The sequence below is a fragment of the Dyadobacter sp. 676 genome, assembly GCF_040448675.1.
Classification (GTDB): Bacteria; Bacteroidota; Bacteroidia; order Cytophagales; family Spirosomataceae; genus Dyadobacter.
Genome location: NZ_CP159289.1, coordinates 1,760,217 through 1,776,782, shown reverse-complemented (window position 1 = coordinate 1,776,782; position 16,566 = coordinate 1,760,217). Strand labels below are relative to the sequence as shown.

Here is a 16,566-nt window from a genome sequence, read left to right as displayed (position 1 = left end):
CATGCTCAAAAGCTATCTGAAAATCATATTCCGCAACCTTTGGAAGAACAAGGGGTATTCGGCGATCAATATCGGTGGATTGGCGATAGGAATGGGTGTGGCGATGCTGATCGGCCTGTGGATTTATGACGAACTTTCGTTCAACCGCTATTTCGGAAACTACGGCCGGATAGGGCAGATATTGCAAAACCGGGTGGAGCACGGGGAAAAGAAAACGTGGTTCTCGCTGCCTGTGCCGTATGTCGAAGAATTGAAAACGCATTATGCCGCTAACTTCAAACGCATTGTGGCTTCCACCCAGACAGGCGAAAATATTCTCACCGCGGGTGATACGAAATTATCCTGTAAAGGTCACTTTATCGAGCCGGAAGCGCTGGAAATGTTCACGGTTTGCATGGTGAAGGGCTCGTGGGCGGCGCTGCACGACCAGCAGGGCATTGTCCTCTCCCGGTCGACCGCCGGTTCACTTTTTGGGAAGGCCGACCCGATGAACAAGATCGTGAAAATCGATACCGACTTAAATGTGAAAGTAACGGGTATTTACGAGGATTTTCCACAAAATACCCGGTTCAGCGACGTGCAATTCATGGCTTCGTGGGATTACTTTCTCAATAAAAACCGCTGGATGAAGGATAAAAAATGGGATAATCACGCGATCTGGATTTTTACCGAACTGGCTGATAATACCGATTTTGAGACTGCGAGCCGGGCTATCCGTCTGTCCGAACTGAATGTAATCCGGAAAATGGACGATATGCGGGAAGAAGCCGGCACACGTCCCGAAATGTGGATACATCCTATGAAGGACTGGCATTTGTACTCCGACTTCCGCAATGGCGTTGCGGGAGAAGGGGCTGTGAAATATGTCTGGATGGTAGGTCTGATCGGCTTTTTTGTGCTGTTGCTGGCTTGCATCAATTTTGTGAACCTGAGTACGGCACGTTCGGAGAAGCGTGCAAGGGAAGTGGGCGTGCGCAAGGCGATCGGTTCCATGCGAATGCAACTGGTCGGGCAGTTTTTCAGCGAATCGCTTCTCGTGGTGGTACTATCGTTTGTGGTGGCGTTGGTGGGCGTAGCATTGTCGCTCCCGTGGTTCAATAACCTGGCTGCAAAGCAAATGGTTATTCCCTGGGCCAATGCCTATTTCTGGTTTTGCAGCGCTGGTTTCGTGCTTGTTACGTCTGTACTGGCGGGCAGTTATCCTGCCATTTACCTTACGTCTTTCCAGCCGGTGAAAGTGCTCAAAGGCTCCGGAGGTTCATTGCGGACACATTTCGGGCGCTTTGGTTATACACCCCGGCAGGTACTGGTGATACTGCAATTCACAATTTCCGTCACATTGATCATTTGCACCGGCATTGTTTACAAACAAATCCGGTTCGCGAGGGAGCGCCCCGTCGGCTACTCGCGTGACGGCTTGCTGATGATACCTATGAAAACGACGGATTTTTATGGTAAAACCGACATTATACGCACAGAATTGAAAAATACCGGTGTAGTGGAGGAAGTCGCCGAATCGCAAAGCCCTATTACCGGGGTGTGGTCGTCCAACGAAGGTTTCAGCTGGAAGGGAATGCCGGAAGGGCTTGCCGAGACATTCGCCACACTGACGGTTTCGCCCGAATACGCTAAAACAGTCGGCTGGGAATTTGTAAGCGGCCGCAATTTTTCGAAGGACTTTGCTTCCGACACGTCGGGCTTTATCATCAACGAATCGGCGGCACGCTTGCTGGGCGTCTCCGACCCGGTTGGGATGGTCGTTTCCTGGAAAAGCCAATGGATGACCGATAACATCCAAAAGCAATTCACGGTGCTGGGGGTAGTGAAAGATATGGTAATGGAGTCCCCTTTTGCGCCTGTAAAACCGACCGTTTTTTTCTCTTCGGTTCTCCCAACTGGATCAATATCAAACTGAACGCGAATGTCAGCTCGGCAGACGCTTTGCCTGCTATTGAAAAGGTATTCAGGAAGCTGGTACCTGCCGCGCCATTCGAATACAAGTTCGCTGACGTAGAGTACGACGCCAAGTTCAGGGCAGAAGAGCGAATTGGAAAACTGGCCGGCTTTTTCGCCGCATTGGCAGTGCTCATTAGTTGTCTCGGATTGTTCGGATTAGCTTCATTCACCGCCGAGCAGCGTACCAGGGAAATCGGCATTCGTAAAGTACTCGGTGCGTCGGTAACGGCATTATGGGGCATGCTTTCGAAAGATTTCGTGTCGCTGGTGGCGGTCGCCAGCCTCATAGCTGCCCCTCTCGCGTGGTATTCCATGAGCGAATGGCTTGAAAACTACCAGTACCGCACGGAAATCAGTTGGTGGATATTCGCCGCGGCAGGATTGGGAGCACTCGTGCTCACGCTCGCGACCGTGAGCTGTCAGGCGATCAAAGCGGCGTGCAGCGATCCGGTGAAAAGTTTGAAAACAGAGTAAACATGACCAGCAGCTATTTGAAATTCACGCTTCGAAGCCTGGCCAGGCACAGGGTTTATACCGCCATCAACCTGATCGGACTGGCTGTTGGTATGGCCGGAGCCATTGTGATTTTTCAGCTCGTGAAGTATCATCTCGGGGTAGACAGGTACCATCGGAATGCCGACCGTACCTACCGCGTGGTGGTTGATCTGCACTTGGAAGACGGCTCCGTGGAGCATGAGCGCGGCTCGACGTTTCGTTTGCATGAAACGTTGAAAAAAGAGTTCGCCTATGTAAAGGACGCCGCCTATCTGGCACATAAAGAGACGACGATCCGTGCCGATCGAGAAGGGGAATCGCGAAAATTTCTCGAAAAAGAACATGTGGTATTCACCAATGCCGATTTCTTCAAAATTTTCGACTATAAATGGATCAGCGGTAATGCAAATGCGCTCAAAGCGCCTAATCAGGCAATAGTTACTGAGCGGTATGCCCGCAAGTATTTCGGGAATGGCAATGCATTAGGTAAGGTAATCCGCGCCGACAACCTCGAAAACCTGGTAATCGCGGGCGTTGTTGCCGACTATCCCGAGCAGACCGATTTCCGGAAGGACCTTTTCATTTCGTTGCCTACATTGAAAAAGATCGTTCCGAAGTATGGTTATGAGGATTGGGGCTGGATCGACAGCGGCCGCGAGACCTTCATAACGCTTCGTTCACCGGAAGACAAGGCGGCATTCGAGGCGCAAATGCCTGTGTTCGCCGGTAAATACTACGGCCCCGACGGCAAAGTTTTCCATTACCATTTGCAGGACCTCGCCGACGTGCATTTCAATATGGCCTACGGTGGTAAAATCAAGTACAATACCGTCATCGTACTCTCGACGGTCGGGATATTGCTCGTGCTGATCGCCTGCTTCAATTTCATTAACCTGTCGACGGCACAGGCGTTCAAACGGAGCAAGGAAGTGGGAGTGAGGAAAGTACTGGGTATTTCTCAGGCGCAGGTTTTCTGGCTTTTTATACAGGAAACGGCCTTGCTGGCGGTCGCCGCGGAGAGTATTTCGCTGCTGGGCGCCTGGCTTTTCGCGCCGGTGCTTAGTCGATGGATCGATCTAAATATAAAGCTAAACATTCCGAGGGACCCGTTGCTGCTTGGTTTCTGCGGTGCATTACTGCTGTTCGTGATCATGCTGGCCGGTGTTTATCCGGCATTTGTGGTATCGAACTTCAATCCGGTGAAAGCCATTAAGGGAGTGCTGAAAGAAAATAATCGCAGCTTTTTTTCGGTCAGAAAGGGACTAGTGGTGACACAATTCAGCATTTCGTTTGTCCTCATTGCGGTATCGACGTTGATCATCCTGCAATCTCGATACATGAAAAACAAGGACCTGGGAATGGACAAGGATTTGATCCTGCATTTAAACCTGCCTGAAACCAACCCCGGAAAACTAACCGCATTACGGAATGAACTCTCGGCATTACCGGAGGTGTCCGACATGTCGTTTTTCCGAAGTGCACCGTCGGTACAGGTCAGCGGAGGCGGGTCGATCAAATTCGAAAATCGCGACTGGGAGAAATTTGTGGCACGTTCGAGAGCCGCGGACGCGCATTTTGTCAAAACCTATGGCCTGAAACTCGTAGCGGGCAGGGAACCGGCGCATTCCGACACATTGAACGAATTGCTGATCAACCGGAAACTCGTGAAAGCCCTGGGCCTGAAATCGCCCGAGGCTGCATTGAACCGGCGGCTGCATGTGGGCGATGCGGGCAAAACCGGGACCATCGTGGGCGTTCTTTCCGATTTTAACAACGGCGACCTCTACACCGGCATCGAGCCGACGATCGTTTTCGCGGACCAATCGCGCTACCGCCGGGCGGGTGTCAAACTTAGCCGGGTAAACGCGGCCACTATCCAACGGATACAAGCGGTATGGCAGAAACAGTTTCCTGAAAATGTGTTCGAATACACTTTTTATGACGATGAAATCGCGAAGTTCTATCAACGCGAAGAACTCGCGACCCGCCTCACGACCACTTTTGCACTGCTGTCGGTGTGCCTGTCGTGCCTCGGGCTTTTCGGGTTGGCGATTTTTGCGATCGAACAGCGGATCAAGGAGATAAGTGTGCGGAAAGTACTCGGTGCCTCCGTGGCGGGCATTACTGCCATGTTGTCGATGGATTTTTTGAAACTGGTACTCGTAGCGGTTGTTATCGCGAGCCCGGTTGCCTGGTATTTCATGCACCGCTGGTTGCAGGATTTTGCCTTCCGCGTCGAAATCCATTGGGGGATTTTCGCCTGGGCGGGTTTTCTCGCAGCCGGTATTGCGTTGCTGACGGTTGGCTTCCAAAGCGTTAAGGCCGCGTTGGTAAATCCTGTTGAGAGTTTGAAAAGGGAATGAAGGAGGAAAGGGAGGAAAGGAGAATGGAGGAAAGGGAACAAGGGAAAATATGTAGTGCTCCTCTTCCTCTTTCTCCCTCCTTCCTTTCCTCTCATAAAATAACCGATAAAAACTATGCTCAGAAGTTATCTAAAAATCGCGTGGCGTAGCCTGGTTAAGGACCGGCAGTTTACGCTGCTCAACCTGTTGGGGCTTTCTACCGGGCTGGCTTGTACGTTGCTTATCTACCTTTGGGTGACGGATGAATTGCGTGTGGATAAGCACAACGCAAAAGACGCGCATTTGTTCCAGATCATGGTCAACCAGCCGCATGAGGATGGCATTAAAACCGGAGAATACACTCCGGGGTTGCTGGCCGACGCATTGAAGGCGGAAATGCCCGAGGTGGAGCTGGCGACGACGGTGGTTCCAGCAGAATGGTTTTCGAACAAGGGCATGGTATCGGCCGGGGAAACCAAATTGAAAGCGGGCGGCCAGTTTGTGAGCAAGGATTATTTCGATGTGTTTACCTGTCCGTTCACACAAGGCGACGCTGCCGCGGTAGTAGGCGACAAGAATACGCTGGCGCTGTCCGAGGAGATGGCCGAAAAGCTTTTTAGCACGCAGCAAAATGTGGTTGGAAAGACCGTCAAGTGGGACGAAGGGCAGTTCAGCGGGCTTTACCGCGTGGGTGGCGTGTTCAAGGCTAACCCCCGTAATGCGACCAACCAATTTGATATTCTCTTCAATTTCGAGCAGTTCAAGGCGCGACGGCCCGGAATGGAAAACTGGGGCAACAGCGATCCCCATACTTTTGTGATCCTCAAAAACGGCGCAGATCCGGCGCTTTTTAACGAGAAAATCCGGCATTTTCTAAAAACAAAGAGCAAGGACAACAATACGCAGCTTTTCGCCATCCGGTATTCGGACAAATACCTGCACGGGCGGTTCGAGAATGGCGTGCAGGCGGGCGGGCGCATTACCTATGTGAGGCTGTTTTCCGTGATCGCGGTGTTCATCCTCGTGATTGCCTGTATCAATTTCATGAATCTCGCTACGGCCAAAGCGTCGGGGCGCATGAAAGAAGTGGGGATCAAAAAAGTGGTGGGCGCACAGCGCAGCTCGCTCGTCATGCAGCATCTGAGCGAGTCGCTGATGCTCACCTTTGTGTCGTTGCTCCTGGCGGTAGGCATAGTGATCCTTTTGTTACCGGAGTTCAACAACATTACCGGCAAGCAGATCTCGCTTTCACCCGATTCGGGGCTGATTTCGGCGGCGTTTGTTATAACGCTCCTGACCGGCTTGCTGGCGGGGAGCTATCCGGCATTATACCTCTCGGGCTTTGACCCGGTTTCCGTATTGAAGGGAAAGCTGAAAAACACGGCGGGCGAGCTGCTCGTGCGCCGCGGATTGGTGGTATTCCAATTTGCGGTGTCGGTGATTTTCATTGTTTCGGTGATCGTCGTTTACCGGCAAATACAGTTTATACAAAACCGGAACCTCGGCTATAACCGCGACCACATTATCCATTTTGAAATACCACTTGAAATGGACTCCCTGAAATTGAAAGCGGCAGAGGCGTTTCTGGGAGAAGTCAAAAATGTTCCCGGCGTGGTGAATGCATCCAGCTACTACCACAATCTGACAGGCCAGCACGGCGCAGTCTCCGGTTTCGAATGGCCGGGTAAGTCCGTCGGGACGGATATGGAGTTTTCGAACCTGGAAGTGGGCTACAATTTCATGGAAACTGTGGGTATGACCTTGCGCGAAGGCCGGTTTTTTTCTCAAAACCAGAATGCGCGTAATGAAATCATATTCAACGAGTCGGCTATTAAAAGTATGGGACTGAAAGACCCCGTCGGAAAAACGGTGAAGTTCTGGGGAATGGAGCGGCAGATCGTGGGTGTGGTGAAGGACTTTAATTTTGAATCGCTCTATGAGCCGGTGAAACCCTGCTTCTTCCAGGTGTACCCCGTTATGCCCAATGTGATGGTGAAAATTCAGAACGGGACGGAGGAGCAGACGATCGCCCGTTTGCGTAAGCTGTTTCAGGACCGGCATAAGGGTCTGGTTTTCGATTATCAATTTTTGGATGAAAACTACCAGGCGTTGTACGCGTCGGAGCGCCGGGTAGGGGTGTTGTCGCGCTATTTCGCTGGGCTTGCTATCCTTATTTCGTGCCTCGGATTGTTCGGATTGGCGGCATTTATGGCCCAGCGACGGCAGAAAGAGATCGGTATCCGCAAAGTGATGGGTGCTTCGGTGGGTAATGTGGTGGTAATGCTTTCCGTGGACTTTGTCAAACTTCTGCTGATCGCCCTGCTGATCGCCTTTCCGCTTGTTGGCTGGGTAATGTATAAATGGCTCGACAACTTCGCATTCCGTATCAGTCTCGACGCGGGAATTTTTCTATTCGCCGCGGCCGGTCTCGCGTCCGTCACGCTCGCAACGGTAGGTTACCAGGCGCTGAAGGCGGCGCTGGTGAATCCTGTAATAAGTTTGAAAAGGGAGTAAAGGGAGGAAAGGGAATAGAATTGCTTTCTCCCCTTCCTCCCTTCTCCACCCTCCCTTTCTTCCCTTAAACAAGATACCATTATGATCAGGAATTACTTAAAAATCGCATTGCGTAACCTAGCCAAAAGCAAGGGTTATTCTGCCATCAATATCGGCGGATTGGCTGTGGGAATGGCCGTGGCTATGTTGATCGGCCTTTGGGTTTACGATGAATTCGCATTCAATCGCTACCATGAGAATTACGACCGCATTGCCAAAGTCGTCGAGCGGGGCGTTTTCGAGGGAAGAACATATGATGGCGGCGAACATACATCCTATCCGCTGGGGCAATATCTCCGCGAACACCATAAGGACGATTTCGAATACGTGATCCAGTCGTCATGGACCGATGAGCATATCCTGGCTTACAAGGATAACAAGTTTACTAAAAATGGGGCTTATATGAGCGCGGAGGCGCCACACCTGTTTACGCTGCGTATGCTGCGGGGCACGCGCGACGGGCTCAAAGAGCCCAATTCGATCATCATCGCGGAGTCGGTAGCAGAAGCGCTGTTTGGCAAGGAAAATCCGATGGGCAAGGTGGTGAAACTGGATAACCGGTTCGATATGAAGGTGACGGGTGTTTATGAGGACCTGCCTTACAATACCGAATTCCGCGAACTGACCTTCCTGGCGCCTTGGGACCTGTATGTAGCAACGCAGGATTGGGTACGCCAGGCACGGGATAAGGAGGAATGGAATAACAACTCGTGGCAGCTGCTGACACAGATCCGCCCGAACTCGACATTCGAAGGCGTTACCGAAAGGATTAAAAACATCAAGATACAACACACGCCGGAAGCGCGGTTCCTGAAACCCCAAAACTATCTGCTGCCGATGTCGAAATGGCATTTGTACGGCACGTGGGACGATAGCGGGCAAGCGGACGCGCGCATCAGGTATGTGTGGCTTTTCGCGGTCATTGGCGCGTTCGTGTTGTTGCTGGCGTCGATCAACTTTATGAACCTCAGCACCGCCCGCTCCGAAAAGCGCGCGAAAGAGGTGGGTATCCGCAAAGCGATCGGGTCGGTAAGAGGACAACTGGTCAACCAGTTTTTCAGTGAATCGTTCATGGTAGTCTTTCTGGCTTTCATTTTCACAATCCTGATCGTGGTATCGGTATTGCCGTCGTTCAATCAACTGGCCGACAAAAGGATCGAGTTTCCGTGGGGCAACGGTTTTTTCTGGCTGGCGGGGTTTGCATTCTGCCTCCTCACCGGCCTCCTGTCGGGCAGTTACCCGGCGTTGTACCTGTCATCGTTTCAGCCGGTGAAGGTTTTGAAGGGAACATTCAACGCGGGCCGGTTCGCCTCTTTGCCGCGCAAGGTGCTGGTGGTGTTGCAGTTCACGGTATCGGTGACACTGATTATCGGCACGGCCATTGTTTACAAGCAGATCCAGCATGCCAAGGACAGGCCGGTTGGCTACGATCGGAACGGACTGATAACGGTCGAAATCAATACGCCGGAATTGTATAATCAATATAACAGGATTCGCGGGGCGTTGCAGGAAACCGGGGCGGTCGAGGAAATGGCCACTTCTTCGTCGCCATCAACGTTCCTGGGTTCGAACAACGGCGGTTTCAGCTGGCCGGGCAAAGATCCCAACTTTCACGACAACTTCGGTACGATCGGCGTCTCCCACGATTTTGGTAAAACGGTCGGCTGGCAATTCATCGGCGGGCGCGATTTCTCCCGCCAGTTTTCAACCGATTCGTCGGGTATGGTCATGAATGAATCCGCGATGAAATACATGGGTTTTAAACAACCATCGGACATCGTAGGACAAACGGTGAAATGGGGCGACAATCCTTACAAGGTCGTGGGCGTAATCCGCGACATGGTGATGGGCTCGCCGTTCAGTCCGGTACGCCCGACATTGTTTATGGTGAACTACGGATGGGCGAATTTCATCAGCATCAAACTGAAACCGGGCCTTCCGCTAAGGCAATCGCTGGCGAAAGTGGCGGCGGTTTTTCGTGATGTAAATCCCGGCGGACCGTTCGATTACAAATTTACGGACCAGGAATATGCTCGGAAATTCGCGGCCGAAGAACGCATTGCCACACTCGCGACGGTGTTTGCAGCACTGGCGATTTTTATCAGCTGTCTCGGATTGTTCGGGCTTGCATCCTTCACGGCGGAGCAGCGGACGAAAGAAATCGGAGTACGCAAAGTGTTGGGCGCTTCGGTTGCCAACCTTTGGGCGTTGCTCTCCCGGGAGTTTGTGGTACTGGTTGTTCTTTCATCCCTGATATCCACACCCATTGCCTGGTATACCCTGAGCAATTGGCTCCAAAAATATGAGTACCGCACCGAAATCCCCTGGTGGATTTTCGCGGCAGCGGGCTGCAGCGCACTGCTGGTGACCCTGGCAACGGTAAGCTACCAGGCAATCCGGGCCGCGCTGCTGGATCCTGTTAAATCGTTAAGAATGGAGTAGGGGGAAAGGAGGAAGGAGAAAAGGGAGTTCTTCCTCCTTTCTCCTTCCTCTCTCAAAAATTAAAACAATGTTTAAAAACTATCTTAAAATCGCCCTTCGCAACCTGTTGAATAACAAGGGTTACACGGCTATTAATGTCTTCGGACTGGGGCTTGGGTTGGCTACCTGCCTGCTTATCGTGCTGTACATTTCCGACGAGCTGAGTTTTGATAAACATCACCGGTCCGCCGACCGGCTTTTCCGCATTGCCATGGAGGCCCGGAATGAAAAATGGGCGGGGACTCCCGGGCCGGTGGCTGCGGGCATCGCCACCGATTTTCCGGAAGTCGAATCGGTGGCGCGTGTGCTGAAATTTTCCGGCGTGGACCGTATGCTGCTCGAAAATCGCGGCGGCCGGGAAACCATTCGGTTTTACGAAACCAATGGCTACTATGCCGATTCGACGCTGTTCGATGTATTTACCTACGATTTCAAATATGGAAATGCACAAACAGCACTCAAACGGCCCAATACCCTCGTACTTTCGGAGCCGGTCGCCGAAAAACTGTTCGGGAATGCCGATCCGGTTGGTAAAGTGATCCGGGTCGGGCTTATTTTCGGGGATTTCGACTACACTGTCACAGGCGTTTACCGTACCGGCAGGAAATCGCATATCGACGCCCGCTTCTTTTTATCGATGCAAAATGGCGATATGGGCGGTTGGGTAGCGAGCCAGAACAACTGGGCGATGAACAACATTTTTCATACCTACGTAAAGCTGCATAATGGCGCCGACGCAGCTGCGTTCGAATCCAAACTGACGCCGTTTTTAAATCGTCACGGCGAAGCCGACCTGAAAGCGATGGGCATTTCGAAAAGGTTATTCATTCAACCGGTAACCGATATTTACCTGAAATCCAACATCGGCAACGAGATCGCGCCCAATGGAAGCATGACGTACCTGTACATTTTTGGCTCAATCGCGGTATTCCTGTTGCTCATCGCCTGCATCAATTTCATGAACCTCAGCACCGCGCGCTCCGAAAAGCGGGCGAAGGAAGTGGGTGTAAGGAAGGTAATGGGGGCGGTGAGGGATTCATTGGTTTATCAATTCCTCGGCGAATCGATGATGCTGGCATTCCTGGCGCTGGCAATTGCGGTGCTGGTTGTTCAACTGCTTTTACCCTATTTCAATAACCTGACCGGAAAAGACCTGAATATGTTCGCCCATCCGGCATTTCTGTACTGGATGGCCGGCATTACGCTCTTTACCGGGCTGGCTGCGGGGCTTTATCCGGCCTTTTATCTGTCGTCGTTCAAACCCGTGAGCGTTCTCAAAGGGCGGCTCGTGAATGTGCCCTCGGCTGTACTGCTCCGGAAGGGATTGGTGGTATTTCAGTTCACAGTGTCTATCGTCCTGATTCTCGGTGCGATCGTGATCGGCAGGCAATTGTCCTTTCTTCAGAAGCAAAACCTGGGATTTGACAAGGAACAAAAACTGGTGGTGCCGTTTAGAAGCGAGAAGGCAGCGGCGAATTACGACGCATTCAGGAACGAGGTGCTGCGGATTCCAGGTATCGGGACCGCTACCAGCGGATCGGTATATCCGGGAATCGAAAACATTGAAGACTTGCTTTTTTACGCGGAGAACAAGACTGTCCATGATGCCGTCGACATTCATTTCGCGACCGTAGGCGACGACTATATAGAAACATTGGGCCTGAAAATGGCCGCCGGGCGATCCTTCACAAAGGCATTTGGCGGCGATTCCAGCAGTATTATCCTCAACGAGACGGCCGTTCGGGCTCTCGGCTACAATACCACGTCCGCGATTGGTAAGAATGTGTTCTTCGAGTTGGGCGGTCAGCGACGGAGTTTGCAGGTGGTGGGTGTGGTAAAGGATTTTAACTTCCGCAGCCTGCACGAGAGAATTAAACCCTATGCGCTTACTACCAGCATTACCGATAAGTACCAATATTTTATTGCCAGTGTAAAAACCAGGGACTATACCGCCGTATTGGCATCGGTAGAAGCTGCCTGGAAGAGACTGAACCCCGACATGCCTTTTTCCTATTCGTTCCTTGACCAGGACTTTCAGAAGAATTATGAAAAAGAGCGGCGCACGGGTAGCATTGTGGTGTATTTCACCTGCATTGCCGTTGTGATTGCCTGCCTGGGCTTGTTCGGGCTGGCTGCTTTCTCGGCCGAACGGCGGACGAAGGAAATAGGCGTCAGAAAAGTGCTTGGCGCGTCGGTAGGCAACATTGCGGGTATGCTCTCGGCCGAATTTCTCCGGCTGGTGTGCGTTGCATTGGTAATCGCCACGCCCATCGCGTGGGTGGGGATGCGGCAGTGGTTACAGGGATTCGCCTATCAGGTAGGCATCCAATGGTGGATTTTCCCGGCTACGGGGCTTTTCGCCATTGTCCTGGCATTGCTTACAGTCGGTTTCCAGAGCATAAAAGCGGCATTGACGGACCCTGTAAAATCTTTAAAGAGTGAATGAGGGAAGAAGGGAGTAGGGAGGATGGAGGAAAGGGAAAATATTTCAAAATTTCTTCTTCCCCTTTCTCCTTCCTCCCTCCCTTTCCTCCTTTCCCAAACCGATATGAACAACATACTAGCGTTTCTGATTTTTTTCTGTGCTTTTCAAAAATCGTGGTCACAGGCAAGGGGTGGGTTTGAGGCAGACGTCGGGCGTTATGCGCGCATGCTTGGCTTGCCCGCGTACGCGCTAGGCGTGGCTGAGGGGGATAAGCTGGTTTTTTTCAAAAGCGCGGGTTATGCCGATTCGGCAGGCAAGGTGGCGATTACAAAGGATCATATCTTTGAAATAGCTTCTGTCACAAAATCGCTTACATCCATTGCATTGCAGCAATTGGAGGAGGCCGGGAAACTTTCACTGAACGACCTCGTCGACAAGTACCCGAACCGTTATTTCACGAAAGAGCGCTGGAATGCGCAGACGACGTTGGCGCATCTTGTCAGCCATACTTCGGAAAGCACGCCGGTCGGGTCGGCGTTTGTGTATAATGGAAGCAAGTTCAACATTGTTTTCAATGCATTTACGGCGGTTAACCCGGTAGATTCCACCGAAGAATTGACACGTCCGTTTACGATGGAGATCGAGAAGGGTATTTTGACTCCGCTCGGAATGACGCACACACTTACCCGCTTTACCGAGCAGGAGCATGGCGACCTGAGAAAATGGGTGGCTGTAAAATACAGTTTCGATGCTGCGGCCGGCAAATATGTTCCCCGGCCAGTGAATCCGGCGGGTATGCAGAGCGGTCCGGGCTTCGGCATGATGAGCAGCGTGCAGGACTTGGTACGCTATTCGGCGGCGATAGGCAAGGAGAGTATCCTTTCTGCCGGGCGGTACCGGAAGATTACGACGCCATTTTACCCGGGCAGCCCGCAGGGAATGGGCTGGTTTACGTATTCTGTGGGTGGTGTAGACCTGCATTGGTCCTACGGCTATGGCGATAACAGCTCGGCGTTGCTGCTGCGCGTGCCGCAACGGAACGTTACGCTCATTTTGCTGTCGCCCGCCAATGCACATTCCGCGGCAGCGCTACTCGGTTTCGGGAACCCGCTGTTCGCGCCGATTGTGGCTTCGTTTGTACGCAATTACGTGTTGAATGCCCCCGGAACCATTGATTTCGGGGGGAGATTTGATACGCATCGAAGAAAGTTTGAAAACCCGGATGCCACCGGATGTTGCAGATGTGTTGGTACACGAGGCGTTCGGGGCGGTCATGAGCTTGTCGTATTCGGGAAAAGCAGTTCCCGCCAATACGATGAAAAGCCTTGACCTGCTCAAAATGCTGATCCGCAGGTATCCCGAACATTCCGTGTGGCAGGCTACCGCCGCGTACGAATTCATCGCAGAATCGGAGGACAAAGACGTGCTGAATTTTGGGGAAAAAATGGTTATACCCTTCGGGAAGGCAGGAAAGGTACATCCGGTAAAATCCTTCTACGCGGGGTTGATCCTGGAAAAAAATGGCGAAACGGAAAAGGCGATGGCTTTTTACAACGCATTAGCCACAGGCGACGATTTCAAGGAACAGTCCTACAAGCTGAATGCGATGATGAAAGTGGCAAAATACCAAATGGCCCGAAATCCCACGGAGGCGAAGGCTACGCTTGAACGGCTCGTGCGCTATAAGGGATATGTCGACGCGAAGGACGGACTGTATAAAGAAGCAAAGGAAATGTTATCGAAGTTGTAATATGGAGGAAGGAGTAGGGAGTAGGGAGGAAAGGGAAGATGGAGGAAAGGGAAATCTTTGAAATTTCTTCCCCCTTTCACCTTCCTCCCTTTCTTCCTTTTAAAAAAATTAAACCATGCTAAAAAACTATCTGAAAATTGCTTTCCGCAATCTCGTCAAAAACAAGGGGTATTCAGCGATCAATATCCTGGGGCTGGCAATGGGTATGGCCGTGGCGCTGCTGATCGGCCTTTGGGTGCGGTATGAATGGAGCTTTGATGATTTTCATGAAAACCGGGTGAGCCTTGTGCGGGTTATGAAGCACACGTATTTCAACAATCATAAAGGCACGCAAAGCGGCATTATGCTTCCCCTGGCGGCCGAGTTGCGGGCGCATTTCTCGGAGGTGAAGCACGTTACGCGGGTAGATTGGGGGGACAAGCATAGCCTGGTGGCCGGTGAACAAAAGCTGAGCAAGACCGGCCATTATGTCGACCCCGATTTCCTGAAAATGTTCACATTCCCACTCGTCAAAGGTAATGCGGAGCAAGTCTTGAAAGATCCGTATTCCATTGTTCTGACGGAGTCGCTCGCCAAAGCGATGTTCGGCGATGCGGAGCCGGTTGGTAAAGTGATCAGGGTAGATAACCGCTTTGAAGTGATGGTAACGGGGATATTAAAGGATATTCCCAGGAATTCGTCATTTGAATTCGATTACCTCATGCCCTATGAACTGAATATCGCTACTTCCGACTTCGTCCGCGGAGCAGTGAATGAGTGGGGTAACAATTTTCTCCAGACCTACGTGCAGCTGAACGACGGCGTTACGCCCGAAGCTTTTTCGGCGCGCATCGCCAACCTCGTCCGTACGAAGATGAATGATAAAAATGAAAGCCTGCTTTTTGCGCACCCTATGCCGAAATGGCATTTGTTCGGTGAATTTAAAGATTGGGTGAACACAGGCGGGGCCATCGAATATGTGCGGCTTTTTGCCGTGATCGGAATACTCGTGCTGCTGATCGCCTGCATTAACTTCATGAACCTCAGTACCGCACGCTCGGAGAAACGGGCACGGGAGGTGGGAATACGGAAGGCGGTAGGCTCGGAGCGGCGGCAACTCATCGCACAGTTCCTCACAGAATCGATGCTGACGGCATTGCTGGGCTTTGCAATCGCGCTGGTGATCGTAGAATTGGCATTGCCATATCTCAAAGATGTCGGATTTGAGCATGTCGAGCTTAATTGGAGCAATATTCCGTTGATGGCCGTAGCTTTTGCGGGGTGCATAGTTACGGGATTGCTGGCAGGAAGTTATCCGGCGTTGTATTTGTCGGGATTCGTGCCGGTAAAAGTTTTGAAAGGCACGTTTCAGGTTGGCAGGGCAGCCAATTTGCCCCGGAAAATATTGGTTGTGACCCAGTTCACATTCTCGATCGCGTTGATCATCGGCACGGTGATCGTGTTTCAGCAAATACAGCATGCCAAAAGCCGGTCCATGGGCTACAATCCCGAAAAGCTGATCTGGCTGAGCCTTTCCAGCGATTTACAAAGGAATTTCCTGCCGATGAAAACCGAGCTGATGGCCACCGGCTACGTCGAAGCGGTGAGTAAAACGTCGAGCCCGATGACGGGGGTTTATAATCAATGGGAAGGGTTTTCCTGGCCCGGTAAAGACCCGCAAAGCAATCCGTTGTTCAGTGCATTGATGGTCGATCCCTCATATTTTAAAACAGCGGGCCTCAAACTGAAAGAAGGCAGGTTTTTTGCCGAAAGGGTGCTTTCCGACAGCAACGCGATCGTACTCAACGAGGCATCGGTGAAGCTGATGGGTTTAAGAACCCGGTGGGGAGCCATATCAGGTTCGGCGAGGAGGATATGACGGTAATAGGGGTCACGAAAAACGTGATCCAGCAAAACCCGTACGACGAAGTGCAGCCTGCCGTGATGCTCATGCGGCCGTATTTTACTTTTCAGGGGCTTATCCGTTTCAAAAACGAAGTCGATATCCGGAAGGCGCTTGCCGCGATCCAGCCGGTAATCGAGAAATATAATCCTTCCTATCCGTTCGAATACCAGTTTGTGGACGACGAATACAACCGGAAGTTCCGGACCGAAAATCAGATCGGTCGGTTGGCCGCCATTTTCGCGGTGCTGGCAATCCTGATCAGCTGTCTCGGGCTTTTCGGACTGGCTTCTTTTATGGCGGAACGGCGGACCAAGGAAATCGGCGTGCGTAAGGTGCTGGGCGCTTCGGTATCGCAGCTTTGGCTGTTGTTATCGCAGGATTTTGTATTGCTGGTACTGATAAGCTGCGCAATTGCGTCGCCTCTGGCTTATTATTTCCTCCAAAAATGGCTTGCCAACTACAATTATCGTATCGAAATCAGTCCGTTCGTGTTCCTGGCCGCGGGTGTGGCCGCTGTGCTAGTGACGCTCGCGACGATCAGTTTCCAGAGTATCAAGGCGGCATTGATGAACCCGGTAAAGAGTCTCAGATCTGAGTAAGAGGGAGAAAAGGAGGAGGTAGAAAAGGAACAAGATAATGCTCCTTTCTCCCTTTTCTCCTTCCTCCCTTTTCTCCTTAT

General features: G+C 51.7%; 10 protein-coding genes. All 10 read left to right on the top strand.

The window, feature by feature from the left end:
• The first annotated feature begins 1 nt into the window (after position 1).
• The 10 genes from ABV298_RS08070 (at position 2) to ABV298_RS08025 (ending at position 16,486) form a co-directional block, all read left to right on the top strand.
• Positions 2–1,915: an ABC transporter permease gene (locus ABV298_RS08070; protein ID WP_353721642.1), complete on the top strand. Its 1,914-nt coding sequence runs from the start codon at positions 2–4 to the stop codon at positions 1,913–1,915.
• 26 nt (positions 1,916–1,941) lie between these two features.
• The gene (locus tag ABV298_RS08065; RefSeq protein ID WP_353721641.1) at positions 1,942–2,430 is read left to right on the top strand and encodes an FtsX-like permease family protein; all 489 of its coding nucleotides are present in this window, start codon (positions 1,942–1,944) and stop codon (positions 2,428–2,430) included.
• A gap of 2 nt (positions 2,431–2,432) precedes the next feature.
• Complete coding sequence (locus tag ABV298_RS08060; RefSeq protein ID WP_353721640.1) at positions 2,433–4,814, top strand: ABC transporter permease; 2,382 nt, start codon at positions 2,433–2,435, stop codon at positions 4,812–4,814.
• 114 nt (positions 4,815–4,928) lie between these two features.
• The gene (locus ABV298_RS08055) at positions 4,929–7,307 is read left to right on the top strand and encodes an ABC transporter permease (RefSeq protein WP_353721639.1); all 2,379 of its coding nucleotides are present in this window, start codon (positions 4,929–4,931) and stop codon (positions 7,305–7,307) included.
• Positions 7,308–7,388: 81 nt separating this feature from the next.
• Entirely contained in the window at positions 7,389–9,788 is a 2,400-nt protein-coding gene (locus ABV298_RS08050; protein ID WP_353721638.1) for an ABC transporter permease, read from the top strand.
• A 67-nt stretch (positions 9,789–9,855) separates the two neighbouring features.
• Positions 9,856–12,273: an ABC transporter permease gene (locus tag ABV298_RS08045; RefSeq protein WP_353721637.1), complete on the top strand. Its 2,418-nt coding sequence runs from the start codon at positions 9,856–9,858 to the stop codon at positions 12,271–12,273.
• A gap of 102 nt (positions 12,274–12,375) precedes the next feature.
• Complete coding sequence (locus ABV298_RS08040; RefSeq protein ID WP_353721636.1) at positions 12,376–13,581, top strand: serine hydrolase domain-containing protein; 1,206 nt, start codon at positions 12,376–12,378, stop codon at positions 13,579–13,581.
• A complete protein-coding gene (locus ABV298_RS08035; protein ID WP_353721635.1) occupies positions 13,568–14,002 on the top strand; it encodes a hypothetical protein in 435 nt (144 codons plus the stop codon). The genes ABV298_RS08040 and ABV298_RS08035 overlap by 14 nt, the downstream gene beginning before the upstream one ends.
• Before the next feature lie 115 nt (positions 14,003–14,117).
• The gene (locus tag ABV298_RS08030; protein ID WP_353721634.1) at positions 14,118–15,860 is read left to right on the top strand and encodes an ABC transporter permease; all 1,743 of its coding nucleotides are present in this window, start codon (positions 14,118–14,120) and stop codon (positions 15,858–15,860) included.
• Positions 15,824–16,486, top strand: a complete 663-nt coding sequence (locus ABV298_RS08025) for an FtsX-like permease family protein (RefSeq protein WP_353721633.1) — start codon at positions 15,824–15,826, stop codon at positions 16,484–16,486. Before ABV298_RS08030 ends, ABV298_RS08025 begins: the two co-directional genes overlap by 37 nt.
• Positions 16,487–16,566 lie beyond the last annotated feature (80 nt).

Excerpts from the sequence above, each read along its gene's own strand:
- ABV298_RS08060 (WP_353721640.1), top strand. The coding sequence starts at position 2,433 with ATGACCAGCAGCTATTTGAAATTCACGCTTCGAAGCCTGGCCAGGCAC.
- ABV298_RS08055 (WP_353721639.1), top strand. The coding sequence starts at position 4,929 with ATGCTCAGAAGTTATCTAAAAATCGCGTGGCGTAGCCTGGTTAAGGAC.
- ABV298_RS08045 (WP_353721637.1), top strand. The coding sequence starts at position 9,856 with ATGTTTAAAAACTATCTTAAAATCGCCCTTCGCAACCTGTTGAATAAC.
- ABV298_RS08050 (WP_353721638.1), top strand. The coding sequence starts at position 7,389 with ATGATCAGGAATTACTTAAAAATCGCATTGCGTAACCTAGCCAAAAGC.
- ABV298_RS08040 (WP_353721636.1), top strand. The coding sequence starts at position 12,376 with ATGAACAACATACTAGCGTTTCTGATTTTTTTCTGTGCTTTTCAAAAA.
- ABV298_RS08035 (WP_353721635.1), top strand. The coding sequence starts at position 13,568 with ATGAAAAGCCTTGACCTGCTCAAAATGCTGATCCGCAGGTATCCCGAA.
- ABV298_RS08070 (WP_353721642.1), top strand. The coding sequence starts at position 2 with ATGCTCAAAAGCTATCTGAAAATCATATTCCGCAACCTTTGGAAGAAC.
- ABV298_RS08030 (WP_353721634.1), top strand. The coding sequence starts at position 14,118 with ATGCTAAAAAACTATCTGAAAATTGCTTTCCGCAATCTCGTCAAAAAC.